The organism is Dyella japonica A8 (assembly GCF_000725385.1).
Taxonomy (GTDB): domain Bacteria; phylum Pseudomonadota; class Gammaproteobacteria; order Xanthomonadales; family Rhodanobacteraceae; genus Dyella; species Dyella japonica_C.
Genome location: NZ_CP008884.1, coordinates 3,036,123 through 3,055,126 on the forward strand (window position 1 = coordinate 3,036,123; position 19,004 = coordinate 3,055,126).

The 19,004-nt window shown below is 61.2% G+C and carries 14 protein-coding genes; 5 read left to right on the forward strand and 9 right to left on the reverse strand.

Annotated features, from left to right (window positions below):
• Window positions 1–65: 65 nt before the first annotated feature.
• A complete protein-coding gene (locus tag HY57_RS12755; protein ID WP_019467181.1) occupies window positions 66–2,582 on the forward strand; it encodes a glycoside hydrolase family 3 C-terminal domain-containing protein in 2,517 nt (838 codons plus the stop codon).
• Between the two features lie 115 nt (window positions 2,583–2,697).
• On the opposite strand, the gene HY57_RS12760 is transcribed toward HY57_RS12755, so the two are convergent.
• From HY57_RS12760 to HY57_RS12780, 5 genes are all read right to left on the reverse strand, one after another.
• On the reverse strand, window positions 2,698–4,065 hold the full coding sequence (locus tag HY57_RS12760; RefSeq protein WP_026034260.1) for an alpha-L-fucosidase: 1,368 nt from the start codon (window positions 4,063–4,065) through the stop codon (window positions 2,698–2,700).
• Between the two features lie 188 nt (window positions 4,066–4,253).
• Entirely contained in the window at window positions 4,254–4,949 is a 696-nt protein-coding gene (locus HY57_RS12765; protein WP_019467179.1) for a type 1 glutamine amidotransferase domain-containing protein, read from the reverse strand.
• Window positions 4,950–5,213: 264 nt separating this feature from the next.
• On the reverse strand, window positions 5,214–6,695 hold the full coding sequence (locus HY57_RS12770; protein WP_019467178.1) for a coniferyl aldehyde dehydrogenase: 1,482 nt from the start codon (window positions 6,693–6,695) through the stop codon (window positions 5,214–5,216).
• Between the two features lie 35 nt (window positions 6,696–6,730).
• Window positions 6,731–7,636, reverse strand: coding sequence for an acetoacetate decarboxylase family protein (locus HY57_RS12775; RefSeq protein ID WP_026034259.1), 906 nt, complete (start codon window positions 7,634–7,636; stop codon window positions 6,731–6,733).
• 107 nt (window positions 7,637–7,743) lie between these two features.
• Window positions 7,744–8,214, reverse strand: a complete 471-nt coding sequence (locus tag HY57_RS12780; RefSeq protein WP_038579797.1) for a MerR family transcriptional regulator — start codon at window positions 8,212–8,214, stop codon at window positions 7,744–7,746.
• Window positions 8,215–8,402: 188 nt separating this feature from the next.
• On the opposite strand from HY57_RS12780, the gene HY57_RS12785 reads away from it, so the two are divergent.
• Complete coding sequence (locus tag HY57_RS12785) at window positions 8,403–9,677, forward strand: NADH:flavin oxidoreductase/NADH oxidase family protein (protein ID WP_019467175.1); 1,275 nt, start codon at window positions 8,403–8,405, stop codon at window positions 9,675–9,677.
• 147 nt (window positions 9,678–9,824) lie between these two features.
• On the opposite strand, the gene HY57_RS12790 is transcribed toward HY57_RS12785, so the two are convergent.
• Together HY57_RS12790 and HY57_RS12795 are read right to left on the reverse strand one after the other, a co-directional pair.
• Window positions 9,825–10,823 carry an alpha/beta fold hydrolase gene (locus HY57_RS12790; RefSeq protein ID WP_019467174.1) on the reverse strand — a complete coding sequence of 333 codons (999 nt, stop codon included), beginning with the start codon at window positions 10,821–10,823 and terminating at the stop codon, window positions 9,825–9,827.
• Between the two features lie 187 nt (window positions 10,824–11,010).
• The gene (locus HY57_RS12795) at window positions 11,011–11,841 is read right to left on the reverse strand and encodes an alpha/beta fold hydrolase (protein WP_019467173.1); all 831 of its coding nucleotides are present in this window, start codon (window positions 11,839–11,841) and stop codon (window positions 11,011–11,013) included.
• A 348-nt stretch (window positions 11,842–12,189) separates the two neighbouring features.
• On the opposite strand from HY57_RS12795, the gene HY57_RS12800 reads away from it, so the two are divergent.
• The 3 genes from HY57_RS12800 (at window position 12,190) to HY57_RS21610 (ending at window position 16,764) form a co-directional block, all read left to right on the forward strand.
• Window positions 12,190–12,654, forward strand: a complete 465-nt coding sequence (locus HY57_RS12800) for a MerR family transcriptional regulator (protein ID WP_019467172.1) — start codon at window positions 12,190–12,192, stop codon at window positions 12,652–12,654.
• A gap of 322 nt (window positions 12,655–12,976) precedes the next feature.
• Window positions 12,977–14,449, forward strand: a complete 1,473-nt coding sequence (locus tag HY57_RS12805; protein ID WP_026034258.1) for a mechanosensitive ion channel family protein — start codon at window positions 12,977–12,979, stop codon at window positions 14,447–14,449.
• A gap of 767 nt (window positions 14,450–15,216) precedes the next feature.
• A complete protein-coding gene (locus tag HY57_RS21610) occupies window positions 15,217–16,764 on the forward strand; it encodes a hypothetical protein (protein ID WP_144240819.1) in 1,548 nt (515 codons plus the stop codon).
• A 533-nt stretch (window positions 16,765–17,297) separates the two neighbouring features.
• On the opposite strand, the gene HY57_RS12815 is transcribed toward HY57_RS21610, so the two are convergent.
• Together HY57_RS12815 and HY57_RS21240 are read right to left on the reverse strand one after the other, a co-directional pair.
• Entirely contained in the window at window positions 17,298–17,543 is a 246-nt protein-coding gene (locus HY57_RS12815; protein ID WP_019467169.1) for a hypothetical protein, read from the reverse strand.
• 112 nt (window positions 17,544–17,655) lie between these two features.
• On the reverse strand, window positions 17,656–18,984 hold the full coding sequence (locus HY57_RS21240) for a cytochrome c (protein WP_085931567.1): 1,329 nt from the start codon (window positions 18,982–18,984) through the stop codon (window positions 17,656–17,658).
• Window positions 18,985–19,004: the final 20 nt, after the last annotated feature.

Consider the following 19,004-nt stretch of genomic DNA (forward strand, 5'->3'; position numbering starts at 1 on the left):
GAAGGCGAATTGCCGGCCCATGGTTCGGTGTCTTGCTGTGGGGTGTGGCTGTGACGGTTTCAGCCATGTCGGACCAGGCGGACGAGCAGGCGGGCCGGCTGGTGGCGCAGATGACGCCGGCAGAAAAGATCGCGCAACTGCAGAGCGCGGCGCCGGCCATTCCTCGCCTGGGTGTGCCGGCGTATGACTGGTGGAGCGAGGGCCTGCACGGGTTCGCGCGCCATGGCGATGCCACCGTTTTCCCCCAGGCCATCGGCCTGGCCGCCAGTTGGGATCCCGCGCTGCTGCACGCCGTTGGTGGCGTGGTGGCGGCGCAGGCGCGCGAGCATTTCATGGCAGCGGGCCTGCGCAAGGATCACGGGCGCTACAACGGCCTCACCCTTTGGTCGCCCAACATCAACATTTTCCGCGATCCGCGCTGGGGGCGGGGGCAGGAAACCTATGGGGAAGACCCTCGTCTGACGGCCGCCCTCGGTGTCGCGTTCATCGAGGGATTGCAGGGCGACGATGCTGCTCATCCCACGGTCATCGCCACGCCCAAGCACTTTGCCGTGCATTCCGGGCCGGAGCCGGGGCGGCACGGATTCGATGTGGATGTGTCCCCGCACGATCTGGAAGACACGTACCTGCCAGCCTTTCGCGCAGCCATCGTGGATGCGCGTGCCGGATCGATCATGTGTGCCTACAACGCCATTCGTGGCGTGCCCGCCTGCGCCTCGCCGTGGTTGCTCGGCGAGCGCCTTCGCGGCGACTGGGGCTTCAAGGGTTTTGTGGTCACCGATTGCGATGCGGTGGACGACATGACGGCGTTCCATCACTACCGCAAGGACAATGCAGGCTCGTCGGCAAGCGCGCTGCGTGCGGGCGCGGACCTCAACTGTGGCGTGGCTTACGACGGCCTTCGCTCCGCCCTGGCGGGCGGCCAGATCAGCGGACGCGACCTGGATGCGGCGGCCATTCGCCTGTTCGCGTCGCGCTATCGCCTGGGCATGTTCGATGCGTCCGCGCCCCGGTTGCCTGACGATCCCGTAGCGGACCGGGCACTGGCGCTGCGTGCGGCGGGCGAGTCGATGGTGCTGCTCAAGAATCGCGCGAACACCTTGCCATTGAAGGCCGATACGCGCATTGCCGTCATCGGCCCGAATGCCGACGCCTTGTCCGTGCTGGAAGCCAACTACCATGGCACCGCACGCGATCCCGTGACCCCGCTTCAGGGCATGCAACGGCAATTCGGTGCAAAGCATGTGCTGTACGCGCAAGGTGCCACGCTTGCCGAAGGCGTGCCCGTACCGGTGCCTGGCACGGCCCTGCGTGCCGGGCAGGGCGGGGATGTTCCCGGCCTGAAGGGCGAATACTTCCAGAGCGTGAGCTTTTCCGGCAGGCCTTCCGCCACGCGCATCGATCGCACCGTCGACATGGACACGGACCACCTGCCGCCAGAAGAGCATCTGGATGGCCGGGGCTACGCCGTTCGCTGGACGGGGCAGTTGTTGCCGCCGGGTCCCGGCGACTACACCTTGTTCGTGCGCGTGGATCGCTGCTTCGACTGCCGCGGGCATGACCCGGTGCGCCTGTATCTGGACGGCCGTTTGATCTCCGCCACGAGTGGCGACAAGGAATCGCCGTCAGCGAAAGTCCATGTCGATGATGTGCGGCCACATGATCTCCGGCTGGAATGGCAGCACACGGGCGAAGACCAGGGCATCCACCTGCAATGGATCGCGCCGGAGGATGCCCAGCTCGCCGAGGCGAAGCGAGTCGTGGATGCCGCCGATGTCGTGGTTGCATTCGTGGGTCTGTCGCCGGATGTCGAGGGCGAAGAACTCAAGGTCGATGTGCCCGGTTTTCTGGGCGGCGACCGCACGGACATTGGCCTGCCGCCCACGCAGCAGCGGTTGCTCGAAACAGCGGCGGGTCGTGGCAAGCCGCTGGTGGTGGTCCTGATGAGCGGCAGCGCCGTAGCCATGACCTGGGCCAGGGATCATGCGGACGCGATACTGGCGGCATGGTATCCCGGCGAGCAGGGCGGCACCGCCATCGCGCAGACGCTTGCTGGCGTCTTGAATCCCGCTGGGCGCCTGCCAGTGACGTTCTATCGAGACGCCCGCGATCTGCCGCCTTTCATCGATTACGGCATGAGGGGACGCACCTACCGGTATTTCCAGGGTGAGCCGTTGTATGCGTTTGGCGATGGGTTGAGCTACACGACTTTCGCCTATGACGCGCCGCGTCTGTCCGCCCGGCAGTTGAGGGCGGGCGAACCACTGGGCGTCACCGTGGATGTGCGCAACACCGGCACGCGTCGTGGCGATGAGGTGGTGCAAGTGTATCTGGCGTATCCCGATGCGACTGATGCGCCACGCCGCGCCCTGGTGGGCTTTCAGCGTGTGTCACTGGCGGCGGGTGAGCAGCGGGCCGTGCCGTTTCATCTTGATTCGCGCGCCCTGAGTCTGGTGGATGCAGAAGGCGTGCGTGCCGTGAGGGAGGGGCGTTACGAACTGTTCGTGGGCGGTCGCCAGCCCACGGCAGGGCAAGCGCCGGTGACATTCACCATCACCGGGCACGCGGACCTGCCGCGCTGAGAGCGCCAGTTCGGCGGAAGACATGCACCGATCCCCGCACGTTTTCCAGCACGCCGTTCCGCCAGCCGGGTTATCGATGGCCGGCGCGCGAGCACCGTCGCGCGCCGGTGGCGATTCAGGGCGAGGGCAGCGGTGCCGCGTTGAAGACCTGGAATTCGCGGATGGATGCGGCGCCCACACTGGACAGGATGTTCAGGCGCACGCGCTGCGCCGTGACCCTGGGGAACACGTCGATCTTCATGTGCCCGATGGCTTCGGCGCCCGCGACGGCATGCCATGCTTTGCCATCGAAGATTTCGATGGCGTATTTGCGCACATGCTGACCGTCGTCCAGCCATTCCATGGCGAGCGTGCGGTCGAACGTGACCGGGTGGCCGAAATCCACCTCGATCGTCGCGTGTCGCGAGCCGGCGGGTGCAGACCAGAACGTGTCCTTGTTGCCATCCAGTGCCGCTTCAGTGTTTTCATCCGTGGCTGCATGGTGGCGGGCCAGGTTGCTCGCGTCACCGTAGCGCTCGCGCAGCGCCTTGCCGAACGCATCGAGGCGGGCGACGTCGGCCTCTGGGAGCTGGCCGTGGCGATCCGGCGCGATGCCCAGCATCAATTGTCCGCCGCGCCCCACGCTGTTTTCCCACGTGTCCACGAGCTTGGCCACGCTCTTGAGGGTGCTTTCGTCATGGGGGTGCCAGAACCAGTGCAGGTCATGCAGTGGCGTGTCGACCTCGACCGGACGCCAGCGCTGGTAGCCATGCCGATCGATGACGTTCCAGTTCTCGCCACGGATATAGCCGTCCTCCTGGCCCACCCAGCGGATGTCGCCGTACTCGAACAGGCCCATGTCGGCAAATACCATGGCGTTCGGTTGATAGGTTCGCAGCGTTTCGATGTAGCGCGGAAAGTCGTAAACGTGCCCGGCACTGCCCGCGCCATCGAGCCACCACTCGACGAGCGGGCCGTAGTGTTGCGCCAGCTCCTCGACCTGGGCCTGGTAGTAGGCGTCGTAGGCCTTTGGTTCGCCGTAGCGGGGCTCGTGTCGGTCCCAGGGCGAAAGATAGACGCCAAACTCAAGTCCCTCGGCGCGCGCCGCGTCGGAGGCAAGCTTGACCAGGTCGCCCTTGCCACCCATCCACGGGCTGCTCTTCACCGAGTAGTCGCTCTGGGTCGTCGGGTACAGCGCGAAGCCGTCGTGGTGCTTGGCCACCATGACCATGTAGCGCGCCCCGGCAGCCTTGCTGGCCCGGGCCCATTGCACGGTATCCACGTGGTCGGGATCGAACACTTTGGGGTCGGCCTTGCCATCTCCCCATTCCCGGTCGAGGAAGGTATTCGTGCCGAAATGCACGATCACGCCGAATTCAAGATCCTGCCAATGAATCTGCTGGGGAGAGGGTTTGATGTCAGTCGTGCCTTGCGCCATCGCCGCATGTGGCAGGAGGGCGCAGGCCATGGCGGCGCCAAGAAGTGTGCGGGCAAGTCGCGTCATGCTCTACCTTTGACATGGGTCATCGGGACGTAAAGACGTCCATAAGATAGAGGTCATTAAAGGCTACATAAAAGCGTACTGTCAATGAATTGCAGTAAGAATTCTTGTGTGAAATCAACTGGATTTCGCCAGGGTTTTTCTTTGCCTGCCGGCTTGCGTGACCAAGCCTTGAGTCGTGGCCAGTGGACTCAAGCGCCCGCTTGCAGGAGGGCGGCAACCTTTCGGGCCGTGGCCTTCGCCGAGCCGGGGTTCTGGCCCGTGACCAGCCGCCCATCGACGACCACGTTCGACACGAAGGGCAGCAGCGCCTTTTCGTACAGCGCGCCACGATCCTTCATGGCCTGCTCGGCGTTGTAGGGCACGTCCTTGGCGACTCCGGCGAGAACTTCCTCTGGCCAGGCGTAGCCGGTGAGCTTGCGGCCAGCGACCAGCAGGGTGCCGTCCGAGAGTGTGGTGTTAAGCAGGCCGCAATATCCGTGGCACACGGAGGAGACGATGCCGCCGCGCTCGTAGATGTCCCGGGTGATGTGCTGCAAGCCGGCATCATCGGGGAAATCCCACATGACGCCGTGGCCACCGGTGAAATAGATGGCATCGTATTCCATGGGGTTGATGTCTTCGGGGCGCGCTGTGGTCCTCAGCAGTTCCTGGCTGCGCGGGTCGGTCAGCCATTGCTTCACCGAGGCATCCGCCAACGGCCATTTCAGGGAGCGCGGCTCCAGTGGCGATACGCCACCCTTGGGGCTTACCAGGTGTTGTTCGAAGCCATGTTCCGCAAAGACGTGCCAGGCATGCGTAAGTTCAGAAAGCCACAGGCCAGTCAGGTGATGGGGGTCGGCATAGTGCGACACGTTGGTGACGACGTGCAGAATGCGCTTGGCCATGGTGGAACCATCCTTCAAGGGAGTGCGGTCTGGGGTGAGTTCACTCGCCACGCTTCTGGAAGAAAGCAGGGGTAGCGCCACGGAGGCCGCGGCCAGGACACCGGCACCGATCACCACCCTGCGGCGAGACCTGTTGACGACGTCGACGTTATCTTTGGCGCCCATACTAGAACCATGGCTTCAGGTGAGTACGGCCGCCGGCATCCATCCGGCGGACCGTCTACGGGTTTATGTCGAACCCAGGGCTTCATCAACCCTGGAGCATCAAGCCCCTTGATGCAGCCCCGGGGCCGGTGTTTCGGGAGGCGGCAGTCGCCTGGATTTGAGTGTCGCCGCCAGGGCCAGATCCATGAATTTGCCGAACGGCGCCCGGAGCAGGCTCGGCAGGTTCCAGCGGCCCTGGATGAACACGCCCTTGGCGTGGCTCATCGCCCGGAAGCCTTCAATGCCGTGATACGCACCCATGCCGCTCGGCCCGATGCCTCCGAAGGGCAGGTCATCCTGCGCAACGTGCATCATGGTGTTGTTGATGCCGACATTGCCCGAGGTGGTGCGGGCCAGCAGTTCTTCGCCGTCGGCATCACGGTTTCCGAAGTAGTAGAGCGCCAGTGGCCGGGGGCGGGCATTGATGTAATCGATGACTTCGCCCATCGTCCGATAGGTTCGCACTGGCAGGATGGGGCCGAAGATCTCCTCCTGCATGATGGCGGCCTCGTCACCGGCACTGACAACCAGCGTGGGGGCAAGCGTGCGCACGCGATTGGCGGCGTGCTCCGGATGATTGCCCGCCTTGATCACCCGCGCACCTTTTCCACGTGCATCCTCGAGCAGATTTTTCAGGCGCTCGTAGTGACCGTGGCTGACGATGGATGTGTAGTCCGCGCTGGTGGGGCCAGCCGGATAGAAGCGGCGTACCGTGGCATCGAACTGCGTGATGAATGCTTCGGCATCATCTTCGTGCACCAGCGCATAGTCGGGAGCCACGCAGGTCTGCCCGGCGTTGGCCAGCTTGCCGAAGACAATGCTTCCCATGGTGCGTTCGTTGACCTGGCCGCGCGCCACCACCGTCGGGCTCTTGCCGCCCAGTTCCAGAGTGACGGGTACAAGATGGTCGCTGGCAGCCTTCATCACCTTGCGACCCACCTGCGTGCTTCCCGTGAACAGCAAATGGTCGAAGGGCAGGCCGCTGAATGCCGCACCCACCTCCGGCCCGCCGAGCACCACCGCCACTTCATCGGGGCGAAACGTCTCGGTCAGCAGTTTTTTCAATACGTCACTGGTGCGCGGCGTCAGTTCCGAGGGCTTGAGCATCGCGCGATTGCCTGCGGCCAGGGCCGTCGCCAACGGGATGAGCGTCAACGAGATCGGATAGTTCCACGGCGCCATCACGCCGATGACGCCCTTGGGCTGGTGTTCTACGTAAGCCTTGCCGCTGCGGTAGGTGAAGGCGACATGTCGACGTTCGGGCCTCATGAAGCGGCGCAGTTTCCGGGTCAGGTAATCGACGGACTGGATCACGCCGACCAGTTCCATCACCGCCGTCTCGTGTCGCGAGCGGTGTCCGAAATCGGCGCTCACGGCTGCCTCCAGTTCGTCGCGGTAGGCCAGCACCGCGGCGCGCAGGCGGGCGAGGTGATCTTTTCGCTGCTGGATCGACGGGGCGCCTTCGCGGAGAAAAGCGGCGCGCTGCCGAGTCAGCAGGGCTGCAGCGTCAATCTGGGAAGTGGCTTCTGGGGCGAGCGTCATGATGCACCTGTCGGGCAACGGCAACGAAAACGGATTCAATGCGGATCGAAGGCGTTCAGCGGTGTGGGCATGTTCAACACCACCTGGGCGTCCTTGATCACGTCGTATCGAACGATCCTTGATGCGCCCAGTCCGTCCAGCAGCTGGCTCATGGGGCCGCCTTGACGCAGGAGTTCCACGTCCTGAGGAAACAGGCGCTGGGCAAAGGCCAGCGTATTGGTCTGCACAACCGTTTGATGCCAGGCCCCGTCGATCTGATGGACCATGGTGGCGGTGCTCATGCGGGACTGAGGGGTGACACGCCGGAGGGCGGGAAGCGGCGAGCGAACGGAAAGGTCGGGCCTGCCGTCCGGGCCGTACATGCATGCGCGAACCTCGTCATCGATCGAGACGTCCATATCCGCGAGCCACTTGGGCAATTGATAGCCCTGGACGCCACGCACGCGTGCAATTTCGGTCGTGACCGGCAGGGCCAGCACATGCGCGCAGAAGCTGCGTCGCCGCATGGAAGACAGCAACTCCCGTGTTGGCGAGCCCGTGGCGCCGGGTCGGCGGATTACTACGGCGATCGACGCCTCGTCATAGGGGTCGTTATCGCAGACCGCATACGAAAAGAACGTCAGCGCCACCAGGCCGGTGCCGGGCAGGGCGCGCAAAGGTTCCAGGGGTGCCGGAAGCATGGCGCGCAGCCGTGCAAGCGGCGCCTGCATCAGGAGTTGGACGTTGCTGGTTCGATAGTAGAAGTTCGGCGCCCAGGTTGGGCCCACGCGGGAGGGCACCTGCTGCTTGGGAATGCGGCGAAAGAAATCGATGTTGCCGGCGGCGGGATCGCGGGCGACTTCGTCCAGATTCGGGTTCATCCGAAAGCGGTCGTAATACCCGCCTTCCCGTACCGGAACAAGGTAAGGACCGTAGTTGACCTGAGTGAACCGCCTTTCCATGTACGCCATGACCTTAGAGAGGGAGAAAGGCCGGGTTTCGAGTGCCCCAGCTCCACAACTCTAAGGTTCAATTCAACTTTAATGTCAAGCTGCCCGGCCAGGGCGGTTCAGCCCCCGGAGGAACGGCGGGGCTTGGGCGGTTTGTGTGTGGCGCTTGGGCTCGGAGCTATCCCGTCTCCGTGGAGGCGTTCCATCACCCATTTGGCCCGGTCGATGCAGCTGAGGTCTTCGGGGCGGTTCTTGATGCTTTCGTAGGCCGTCAGGAGTTGGGCCTTGGTCGCTTCCAGGCGCTTTTGCATGGCCTCGATCTCGACCACTTTGCGCTGGATCGCTTCCAGGAGCTCCTCGTGCTGCCAGTGGCCCTTGGAGGCAATCGGGAGCAGGTGGCGAATTTCGTCCAGCGTGAACCCGGCGCTCTGGGCGCTGGCGATGATGTCCAGCATCGCGGCTGCTTCGGGCGGGTAATCGCGGTAGCCGTTGGCTTTGCGGTCGACGGCATGGATCAGGCCGCTGGCCTCATAGAAGCGGATACGTGAGGCGCTTAGGCCACTCAGTTTTGCCAATTCACCAATTTTCATACATCGCATCGAGAAACGTTGACCTGCAAGTCAACTTTAAGCCTGTGCCCGACAAGACTGTCAAGGGTTATCTCCGGTGACTCACGGTTGAACGAGGCCAGGAGAAGGGAATAAGCGGGCCATTGGGGCTTGACATTAAAGTTAACTTTAACTTTATAGTTAAGCCATTGCCTATGAGAGGTCACCCCATGAACCTGTTCGACAAGCTCGCTCTCCCCAATGGATCGAGCATCCCCAACCGCATCGCCAAGGCCGCGATGGAAGAAAACATGGCCGACGCCAACCAGGCGCCGTCCGAACCCCTGATGCGCCTGTACCAGGCCTGGGCCAACGGGGGCGCGGGGCTTTTGATCACCGGTAACGTTATGGTCGATGGCCGCGCGATGACGGGGCCCGGCGGCGTGGTGCTGCAAGACGCTAGCCACCTGGATCAGTTCAAGCGCTGGGCGCAGATCGGGCGGGAGAAGGGCGCCCAGTTCTGGCTGCAGATCAATCATCCGGGTCGGCAGATGCAGGCCAATCTGGGCCAGCCGACCTTGGCGCCCTCCGCGGTGGCGCTGGACCTGGGAAAGTTGTCCAAGCGCTTTAACACGCCGAAGGCCATGACGCAGGAGCAGATTGAAGAGGTCATCCAGCGTTTCGCCCGCACGGCAAGCCTGGCTGAGCGCGCGGGATTTACCGGCGTGGAGATCCACGCGGCGCACGGCTACCTGCTGAGCCAGTTTCTCTCGCCGCTGAGCAACCGTCGAACCGATCAATGGGGCGGCACGCTGGAGAATCGTGCGCGGCTGCTTCTGCAGATCGTCACCGCTGTGCGGGCGGTCGTATCGCCGACCTTTGCCGTGGCCGTCAAGCTCAACTCGGCCGACTTCCAGCGCGGTGGATTCAGTGCGGAAGACGCCAGGCAGGTGGTCGCCCTGCTGAACCCGTTGTCCGTGGATCTGGTGGAGCTCTCGGGTGGCAGCTACGAAGCGCCGGCCATGCAAGGGCAGGCAAGAGATGGGCGCACGCTCGCGCGTGAAGCCTACTTCGTCGAGTTCGCGCGCGATATCCGCAAGGTGGCCGCCATGCCGGTAATGGTGACCGGTGGCATTCGACGCCGGCAGGTTGCCGAGGCGGTCATTCAGAGCGGCGTGGACATGGTGGGCATCGGAACCGCGCTGGCGATCGATCCGCAGTTGCCTGCCGACTGGCGCATGGGCGCCAACAACACGCCTGAGCTGGCGCCGATCACCTGGAAGAACAAGCCGCTTGCGTCGCTCGCCAACATGGCCGCGGTCAAGTTTCAACTGCGCAAGATCAGCATGGGCAAGTCGCCCAATCCGAAGGTCTCGCCGTTGCGCGCACTTGTGGTGCAGCAGGTCTCAACGGCTTGTCGCACGCGGCAATACCGCCGCTGGATGGCGGATCAGCTGAAGCGCGTGGGTGCAAAGGGCTCGCCCGCCCAACAGCCGGCTGCATGAGCGAGCGCAGTGGGAAAGGTGGCCGCGCCCTGCGCGATGCGCGGGCTGGCTTCTGCGCCGCTCCGGGAGTTTCAGCGGCGGGTGAGGGCAGGTGAGTGGTCGGGTGGTGGTAAAGGCGGACTCTCCGCGGAGAGTCCGCCTTGACGCCTAGCCCTTGATGAACGCCAGGATGTCCGCGTTGAGGACATCTGCGTTGGTCGTCAGCATGCCGTGCGGGTAGCCCGGATAGATCTTCAGCTTGGCGTTCTTCAGGAGCTTGGCGGACAGCACGCCGGCATCTTTGTACGGAACCACTTGATCGTCGTCGCCGTGCAGCACCAGGGCGGGCTGGGTGATCTTCTTCAGATCCTCGGTGAAATCCGTTTCCGAGAACGCCTTGATGCAGTCGTAGTGCGCCTTGATTCCACCCATCATGCCTTGGCGCCACCAATTGCGAATGATGCCTTCGGACACTTTGGCGCCCGGTCGGTTGAATCCGTAGAACGGACCCGACGGCACGTCGAGAAAGAACTGGGCCCTGTTGGCGGCGAGCTGCTTCCTGAAGCCATCGAAGACTTCAATGGGCGTTCCGCCCGGATTGCTTGCGCTCTTCACCATGACCGGAGGCACTGCGCCAACCAGCACGATCTTGGCGGTGCGCTGCATGCCGTGTCGTGCAACGTAGGCCGCCACCTCGCCACCACCGGTGGAATGCCCGATGTGGATGGCGTCCCTCAGTTCGAGCGCTTCCGTCAGGGCCGCCAGATCGGCGGCGTAGTGAACCATGTCGTTGCCATCGGCCGTCTGGGTGGAGCGCCCGTGACCTCGACGATCATGGGCGATTACCCGGAAGCCGTGTTCGACAAAGAACAGCATCTGGGCATCCCAGTCATCCGCGGACAGCGGCCAGCCATGACTGAAGACAATGGGCTGGCCCTTGCCCCAGTCCTTGTAGAAGATCTCGACGCCGTCTTTCGTGACGATCTTGTTCCCTTCTTGCCGGCCACTCGCCGACGGGTGTGCCGGCTTCTCCGGTGTCGCCGCGCTCGCTGCGTCCGTGAAAGAAAGCAGGGGCAGCGCAACAGAAGCGGCAGCCACCACGCCCGCGCCAACGACCACTCTGCGGCGGGACTGGCTGACGATGTCGACCTTGTCTTTGTCACTCATGACAACACTCCTCTCGTGATGATGCGGCGCTACACCCGTCCATGCGCACGATCAAACGCCTCGATAAGGCCATCGAGCCATGGGCAAGTGCCCCCTCTTAACTCAGCCACCGTTGAAAAGGGCGATGGGCCGCCGATGGGCAGCCCACGGTTTCCACAAGCGCCGGTGAGCGACAGGGATCCGCCGGCTAGCTGCGAATGAACGCCAGGAGATCCGCGTTGATGGTCTCTGCTTCGGTGGTGGGCATACCGTGCGGAAAGCCCTTGTAGATCTTCAGGGTGCTGTTCCTGGCGTACTTGGCGGAAAGCACGCCGGCATCCTCGTAGGGGACGATTTGATCGTCGTCGCCATGCATTACCAGCACGGGAAGCGTGGCGCCCTTCAGGTCGTTCGTGAAGTCGGTCTGCGAAAAGGCGACGATGCCATCGTAGTGGGCCTTGGCGCTGCCCATCATGCCCTGGCGCCACCAGTTCCAGATGATGCCCTCGGAAGGCTTCGCATTCGGCCGGTTGTAACCATAGAACGGCCCCGCCGGTACATCGTGGTAGAACTGGGCGCGGTTGGCGGCCAGCTTTGCCTGGAGGTCGTCGAAGACACTCTTGGGCAGGCCGCCCGGATTGTTTGGCGTCTTCACCATGATGGGTGGCACGGCGCTGATCAGGACAGCTTTGGCGACCTTGTCTTCGCCGTGCCGCGCAACGTAGTGGATGACTTCGCCGCCGCCCGTGGAATGCCCGACGTGAACCGCCTTTTGTACGCCGAGGTGTTTGACGACCGCCGCCACGTCGTCGGCGTAGTGATCCATGTCGTGCCCATCCCATACCTGGCTGGATCGGCCGTGGCCTCGCCGATCATGCGCGATGACACGAAAGCCGTGCTGCAGGAAAAAGAGCATCTGGGCATCCCAGTCGTCCGCGCTGAGTGGCCAGCCATGGTGAAAGAAGATGACCGGGGCGTCCTTCGGACCCCAGTCCTTGTAGAAGATGTCAACGCCATCTTTCGTTGTGACGTATCCCATGGTCGCTACTCCCAAGTGAGGTATCAGTTATCGGTCGAAGGCACACATTGCTGATGGCTGCTGGTGAGTGGTCGAGTGTTGCTCCTTGATGGAAAAGGATGAGAAGGAACCTGGTCGCCGATGGTTGAGGCAACGAGGTATGCAGAACGAGGGGAGGGTGCCGCTGTTTTTCGCAAGGCAAACGTCCGCCAAGGAAATCCAGGGGACGACCTGGATGGGCGGCTCGAATGATTCGAGCCGCAGAGGTACTCGCTGGTCGAGCCCATTCATCGTGCCGCCTTGTTGGACCGCCGTTCGACTGTAGGCTTAAAGTTGACTTCAATGTCAACTGTTTCATCGATGTAACTGATGAAGATCGGAGAGCCGGCAAAACTAAGCGGTCTGAGCGCCTCCCGCATCCACTTTTATGAGGCCAGTGGCTTGCTGCGGACGGTCGAGCGTCAGGCCCATGGCCATCGCAATTACCCTCCCGACGTGGTGTCGATCCTGAGTGTCATTGCATGCGCCCAGGCTGCAGGTTTCTTACTTGATGACATCCGCCACTTGCTGCCGATCACGCTGGGCGCTGGTTGGCATCAGGAGGAATGGCCGAGCGTGATTGAGCGGAAGATGGTTGAGATCGAGTCGTTGCAAACGCGCCTGGACTCAAACAAGGCCCGACTGCTCATGGCAGACGAAGACATCAGGAACCGGCCCAAGAACCTCGGTTGTGTCGATCGAACCCAGTGGGTGTTGGATCGCCTCCATGAGCGGAACGCCATCTCCGCGCATCATGCAGTGACACCTGAAGCCCGTCGCTCGCCCACGCGTTGACGCTCGCCAGAGCAGTTTCGGCCTGCGTTTCATCTTTGTAACTCGTCTGGATGGCTTGACCTTAAAGGCATATTGAGCCTTAAGGTGCGTGACTGGAGCGTCTATGACGGAGAAGGGTCAGGGGGCATCCAGCGCGGTCTACGAAAGTCGACGCGGCCGCGTCAGATCAATACACCGACTGCCGGATTTCCTGACTGGTTTGAGTTGACTCCTCGCCGGGGATGCCGTTGGCGCCAACATGAGTGGCAAGATGTCTTGCCCTATCGTTGGATGCGAAGGCAAGGGTGACGGATCGCGCTTAACTTTCCGGGTCTGAGCTGCCATGAATCCCATTGATCGCGGCATGATATTTGGCTTCGGCGTCCTGCTCATAGACTTCCTGACCTGGCGCTTCCTGAAGCTCAACCATGAGCTGGCGCGCCTCGGGATTCGGTCGGCGCTTTTCCTGCTTCTTAGCTATGTGTTGTGGACTGTGCCGATCAGTCCCTTTCAGGTGGCGCCCTGGGCGGATCAACCCGTACGGCACATCCTGGCGCAAGGGCTCGAATTTCTCTGGTGGCTGCAGGCCGCACAGATCTCAGCCGCGGTTCTCGGAAGAATTGTGCTGCCCTCGGCGTTGCACCGGGAGCGATTGTTTCAGGACCTGCTGCGAGCCATCGTTTTTCTGGCGGCGGCGGTGGCCGCCGTGGCTTATGTTCTGGAACTTCCCCTCGGCGGGTTGCTCGCCACATCGGGCGCCTTGGCAATCATTCTTGGTCTTGCCGTCCAGAGCACGCTCAGTGACGTATTTTCAGGTCTGGTACTCAGTGCCACCCAGCCATTCCAGCTGGGCGACACGGTGGCGATCGGTGACATCCAGGGCAAGGTCGTGGAGAGAAACTGGCGGGCGACGACCTTGTTGAACAGCCAGGGGAATTTTGTCCAGGTGCCCAACAGCGCTGCTGCCAAAGCCAACATAGTCAACCTGAGTCGGCCACCGCAGATTCATGGACTGACCATGCGGATTCGCATATCGCCAACGATCCGCCCTGCGGTAGTTATCTCTGCGCTCGAAGATGCAGTCAGAAGTGCTTCTGAACTATTGGCCGATCCCGGGCCGGTGATCACCGCGCTGGAGGTGCACCGAAAGTACATCGAGTACGAGATCCAGGCCTATGTTGCGTCGGCCGACAGGAAGGCGACCACCCAGAACGAAATGGTGGATCAGGTGCATCGTCATCTGAATGCCCATGGCATCTGCTTGGGGCAGGAGCAGCAGGGTGGTGAATTCATGAGCGATCCGGAGAGGCTTCTCCGCCATATCGAAATGTTCAAGTCCTTGAGCGAGGCTCAGATCGGGCAATTGGCTGCAGCCTCCCTGAGGCAGCAGTTTTCCGCTGGAGAGATGATCTACGACGCCAAGTCCGATTGCCCGGATCAGGAACGGGCCCTGTGTATCGTGGCATCAGGGGTTGCCGTGCTCCTGGCTCCGCACGAAGGAGAGAACATCGAGCTAAGAAGATTGGGGCCCGGGGATGCGGTTGGTCGATCAAGCATTCTCGCCGGCGTCAGCAGCTCGATCAGGCTGCGCGCGCTGAGCAGCGTCTCGATCCTTCGACTCGACAAGGATGCGATTACACCTCTGCTGCAGCAGTTTCCGGATCTCGCGAAAACCATGCTCAGCGACATGCTGGAGGTTCAGGCGCGGGAGGCGGAGGTCCTTAGAGAAATCCCCGCCCAGGCAATGGGGAGGGAAGGGCTTTTTCAGCGACTGATGGAGGGCTTGCGGCGGCTTCACGGGATGGCCCCCAGGTAGCCAGGTGCGGCAGCTAAGGCCAGGTGCGAACAAAAGGCTGCGTGGCATCCATCTCCACGCCCCCGAAACTTCCAACGGCATCCCTGATGACGGTTGCCTCGTAGCCAGGCTCGGCTGCAAAGCGTATCGAGGTCGGTGCCGGCAAACCCACTGGACATCCAGTGCTCGTGCACGACCACAGGGCGTCTACCCACGACAATCATCACTTATCGCCAGTACGAACCCAATTCGGAAACTGACTATAGTTCCAATTATCAATAATTGTACATTCTTGGTAGTTGTGGATGCCGTTGCGCCTTCGGAATTCTAGTTCCTGTGAGGAATTTGAGCGCATGGTGCCTCTTATGCCGTTGCGCGCGAACGCGGGGCGCTGTGTTGCGCCACGCCCGGCCTGCGCGCAACGGGTAAGTTCGAGGTGTTGCACTCGATAGTTTTGCACTGTTGCAGGCGCCGGGGGCGAAGCATTGCCTACCTGACCCCAGGAGCTACCATCCCTGGCCCATAAAGTGGAGTATGGATGGAGCATCAGCCTCGCGCCCACGCGAGGCGCTATTGCTCCATTGGAAGAAGCGCTGCCAGGTGCATGACGACATTCCACTCAAAACCTGGAGCAAGCAGCCTAAACTCCAGAGCCGCCTGTGAGCGACATCCCTGCCTCATTCAACACAGAACCAGCATCAAATACACCCAACTTTCGGCCAGTTGTTTGAAATGACGTTCAGCGGCTTTATCGCGGCCATTGGCGTTCAAGTCGGGAGGTCGTTGCAATGCATCGTTTAGATAAGTTGCCAGTTCTCGCGCTGCTTGCCTTGGCGTTGATTCCTATGCAAGCCAATGGCCTGTCGAATGGCGCGGGGAAGAATACAAACGTTTCGAGCAAAGTGGGAGGCTCGAAATCTGATCAGAATGCCGACGTTAAACAAGAAACGACAAACAAATCCAAGGATGAGTCCACTCAGCAAAACAGCAAAGGCGGCGACGCCGAGGTGGCATCCTGGCTGGCGAGCGTCGCCGCTCAACGGGCGGGCTACGAAATCGCCTATGCGGTAAAGAATCTATGCAGCCAGGGCAACTCCTGCCTGATTAGCAACTGGAAAACCTTTCGTGCCGCATCCCTGAGAGGCAGAAAGATAGTCGAGCAATTCGATGAAGCTAGTCGCGGATTTTCCAAAGCACAACAGGAAATCCGCGGCATTGACAGCACAGCATGCTCGACACCAACCCCAATCATTCCACAGCCCGCTCACGTGATACCTCGCCAGGCCATGGTGTGGTCATCTGCAACAAATAAAGTCCTCGACGAAAGGGTTATCGATGCCCTCAAGAACAATTACGGCTCGGCGTATGAAGCCCTAGCTAACAGTACATCGTCCACCGGGGCGACGACTGAAGCGGCTGCACCTGTCTTTACACCACTGCTTCATGCGAATGCTTGGGTAACGGCTGTTGGGGCTCTAGGCACCGGAGTAGTTGCGATAGCGAAGTCGTTTGCGCCAACAGTGTCGATGTCACCCGACTCGGCTAGCGGGTTGGTTTCCGACGACTTGATGGCGGACGTCTTGCAGTCCATGGAGGCTAGAGGCTTAGTAGCCAAATTGCCCGATGGCGCGAGCGACGATATCGAGACTCGCGCAGAAGATGTACGAGGTAAACTAAGCAAATTGAAGAGCGAGATTAATGCAAAGTTAAATGCGCTTGGCCCAGCGACGCCACAGAAATGCTCGGCGATCAAGAAAGCCCTGACAGACCTGGATGACGACATTGGCAGCGTCTCCACCAAACTTACGGTAAACCTCGACAGCGCACTTCCCGCCACTGATCCAGAGAAAGATCCTGGAGAAATGTCTGCTGCCATGCTTGCAGATGAGGCCTACCAGGCAGCGATGTATCGCCAGAATGCAGCGATCAACAAGAATCTTGTGCTCCAAGTAGATCTGGGCAGTAGTGCCGTCGATCGAGGGACATACACTCACTGGTGGGGAACATATGATCTTGTGATGCATGCGGCGGTGCATGCACGCTATCAAGTTGTGGACGCGAAGACTGGAGCGCTTCTTCATGCGGGCACGGTTGCCGTGATTTGCCAATCATTGGAAACCATCAAGGCTGGCGCAAAGCCCTACGCGGAAGAGTTTTCCGGTCCTGGTGGTGGACTTCCTGCGGATGCGCACAGTAAACCCATGTGTACGAGCCAGCCGACATTGGGGCGAGATGAAGAACAGGGGGTGGCAAGCCTTCCTTCTCCTTTACAAATCATAAGCCAGACAGCAAACGAAAGCGGACCGACCGGAGCAACGTCTCCATCGCAGCCGTGACCAGTAGCGGCTATGAACACGATCGACAACCTACCGGGCGGTATTGGTAGGCAATCCAGTGGTAAAGGGCGAACGGCGTAGCCCGCACCACCCAGGGAACACCCCGCTCTCTTGCGACCGTTCCGTCCCGCTGCGTCTAGCTGCAGCGGCGCCACGGATCGTCCAGCACGGGGATGTGAGTAGGTGCATCCGATAGCTCGGGCCAGGGGCGAATTCGGGGCAACGTCAACCAGTCACAGGTTGCGCGCACACCTTCAGATCAGGCGTCTACGGAGAGAAGGTCGCTGGCGGTAAGCATCGATGATGTCCTTGTTGTGGACGAGAAGTCAGCGGCGCACTGCATTTGCCTCACGAAGAAACACTAATACCCGTTTAAATTCATCGAGCTGGGTCGACCCGCCTTGATCGCCATTTGAGGCTGGTGATTCGGACGCGCTTCGGGGGTAGGGCGAGCGCCCATTTGCCCCAAGGTGAACATTGTAAAGCTGGTATTCCGGCTATTGAGGGACATCTCAGCGAGGTGTTCATTGTCTTCAGGGAAACTCCCGAACAGTCCGCCTGCGACTCAATTCGGTCAGGGAGTGTCGCTCCATCATCGAGTAGACCTGCTCCCACCACCAGACGCGGTCTCGCTGATCGATGGCGAGCGATGGCATTTGAACCATTCGCTCGAACGCGTCCCACAGAGCCTCCTCGGGCTGCCCTTCCACCTCAAGCTTGGTCAGCTCAACCTCCAGCAGATTGAATGTCTCCGACAGCTCTCCTCTCGAGAGGCTCATGACGCACCCGCTCCGTTTACCATTGACAGCCTACTTCACCGACGACCTCTGGTCCTCCTCGTCAGGATGCGCACCAGGAGAAATTGATCCCCAACTCACGGATGACCACACCCTAAGGATGCTTCATTCGGGGATCGTAACTACTCATCATAGTCTCGTCAGTAGACGGAAGTGCGCGCAGGCGCGCCACCTGACGGGGATCCACCGGACCGCCACGATTTCCCCAGCTGGAGCGCACGAAGGTAAGCAACGCTGCCACTTGCGCATCACTTAAGCGATTGCGAAAAGCAGGCATACTGAACTGCGTCGGTGCATCTCGTCCCGAGGGCATCGTGCCGCCCTGCAGCACCAGGCGAATCAATGAATCCGGGTTGTCGCTATTGAGCAATGGATTGTCTGCTAATGCTGGGAAGACCTGTACATAACCTCGACCATCTGTGCGGTGGCAGGTCGCGCAATTATCAAGGTAGAGCTGGGATCCAGGCGCACTGACGTTACCCGCATGTAGCGCGCTTTGCGTCGCTTGGTCATAGACCAATGTGGCCTCCTTTCTCTCGGGTGGGAGCGATTTCAGGAAGAGGGCGACAGCGCGGAGATCCTCATCATTCATGTACTGGGTGCTGTGTTGCACTACATCAGCCATCCCACCAAAGATGGCACTGCGATCGCTTCGCCCCATTTTAAGCAAGACGACAAGATCGTCTGCGCTGACATTACCGAGTCCGCTCTCACTCTCTCCCCTCAGACTAGGTGCAATCCAATTGTCGCTTTCGCCGCCGCTGAGGTACACCAAACCGCCGGACGTGCCAAGCGCCTTCTCCTGCAATGTCACGGACCGCGGGGTATGGCAGGCGCCACAATGGCCGAGCCCCTCGACGAGGTATTCACCACGCTGCTGCTCCGGAGTTAGTGTTAAAGCCGTTTGCGGTGAAGTGACGTTTGGTCCAAATAACCAACGCCAATACGTGAGCGGCCAGCGCATTGAGAGTGGCCAAGTGATGCCGTTGCGGTGATTTTCCTGTTTCTCCGGCGCCACACCATGTAAAAAGTAGGCGTACAGCGCCTGGACGTCTTCGTCGCTCACCTTCGCATATGAGGGGTATGGCATGGCCGGATAGAGCGTGTCTCCCGAAGCGGCAACGCCACGCCGCACGGCACGCTCGAATTGACCATAGCTATACCTGCCGATACCAGTGTCGCGGTCAGGAGTAATGTTGGTGCTATAGATGACGCCAATGGGCGACGCGATGGGTAGCCCTCCCGCGAAAGGTTTGCCATCCTTCGCTGTGTGACAAGCCACACAATCGCCTAGCTTCGCCAGATATTCTCCCTGCCTAATTTGCTCTTCCGTTGGTGGGGGGGCCGTGGCGGTCGCATCCCCGCCTCGCGGAACCAAAAGCGTCACCAGCCACGCCAATAAAAGTAGCGCGATCAGAACCATGATCACGCGCCACAAGGCGT

Coding starts and splice junctions, on each gene's coding strand:
- HY57_RS12775 (WP_026034259.1), bottom strand. CDS start 7,636: ATGGAAAGGCGGTTCACTCAGGTCAACTACGGTCCTTACCTTGTTCCG.
- HY57_RS12755 (WP_019467181.1), top strand. CDS start 66: ATGTCGGACCAGGCGGACGAGCAGGCGGGCCGGCTGGTGGCGCAGATG.
- HY57_RS12805 (WP_026034258.1), top strand. CDS start 12,977: ATGAATCCCATTGATCGCGGCATGATATTTGGCTTCGGCGTCCTGCTC.
- HY57_RS12790 (WP_019467174.1), bottom strand. CDS start 10,823: ATGAGTGACAAAGACAAGGTCGACATCGTCAGCCAGTCCCGCCGCAGA.
- HY57_RS12770 (WP_019467178.1), bottom strand. CDS start 6,695: ATGACGCTCGCCCCAGAAGCCACTTCCCAGATTGACGCTGCAGCCCTG.
- HY57_RS12800 (WP_019467172.1), top strand. CDS start 12,190: ATGAAGATCGGAGAGCCGGCAAAACTAAGCGGTCTGAGCGCCTCCCGC.
- HY57_RS12780 (WP_038579797.1), bottom strand. CDS start 8,214: ATGAAAATTGGTGAATTGGCAAAACTGAGTGGCCTAAGCGCCTCACGT.
- HY57_RS12815 (WP_019467169.1), bottom strand. CDS start 17,543: ATGAGCCTCTCGAGAGGAGAGCTGTCGGAGACATTCAATCTGCTGGAG.
- HY57_RS21610 (WP_144240819.1), top strand. CDS start 15,217: ATGCATCGTTTAGATAAGTTGCCAGTTCTCGCGCTGCTTGCCTTGGCG.
- HY57_RS12760 (WP_026034260.1), bottom strand. CDS start 4,065: ATGACGCGACTTGCCCGCACACTTCTTGGCGCCGCCATGGCCTGCGCC.
- HY57_RS21240 (WP_085931567.1), bottom strand. CDS start 18,984: ATGGTTCTGATCGCGCTACTTTTATTGGCGTGGCTGGTGACGCTTTTG.
- HY57_RS12795 (WP_019467173.1), bottom strand. CDS start 11,841: ATGGGATACGTCACAACGAAAGATGGCGTTGACATCTTCTACAAGGAC.
- HY57_RS12765 (WP_019467179.1), bottom strand. CDS start 4,949: ATGGCCAAGCGCATTCTGCACGTCGTCACCAACGTGTCGCACTATGCC.
- HY57_RS12785 (WP_019467175.1), top strand. CDS start 8,403: ATGAACCTGTTCGACAAGCTCGCTCTCCCCAATGGATCGAGCATCCCC.